The 248-nt window shown below is 63.7% G+C and carries 1 pseudogene; it reads left to right on the top strand.

Features of this window, described 5'->3' with window-relative positions:
• Positions 1-248 (top strand): annotated as a pseudogene (locus J5M67_RS29090) (arylsulfatase); the annotation flags it as partial.

Below are 248 nucleotides of genomic sequence, written 5' to 3'. Positions count from 1 at the left end.
CCAGCTCGCCTACCTCTCCGGCAAGGCGAAGAAGAGCGCGCGCAACGAGTTCTACTACTTCAACGACGACGGCCAACTGGTGGCCATGCGCTTCGGCGACTGGAAGGCGGTGTTCTGCGAGCAGCGCGCACCGGGTGGCCTGAAGGTCTGGAGCGAGCCATTCACCTGCCTGCGCGTGCCCAAGCTGTTCAACCTGCGCATGGACCCCTACGAGCGGGCGGATGTGGTCTCCGACCAGTATTACGACT

The organism is Pseudomonas sp. 30_B (genome assembly GCF_017491605.1).
Taxonomy (GTDB): Bacteria; Pseudomonadota; Gammaproteobacteria; order Pseudomonadales; family Pseudomonadaceae; genus Pseudomonas.
This window is presented reverse-complemented; position numbering and strand designations above follow the sequence as displayed.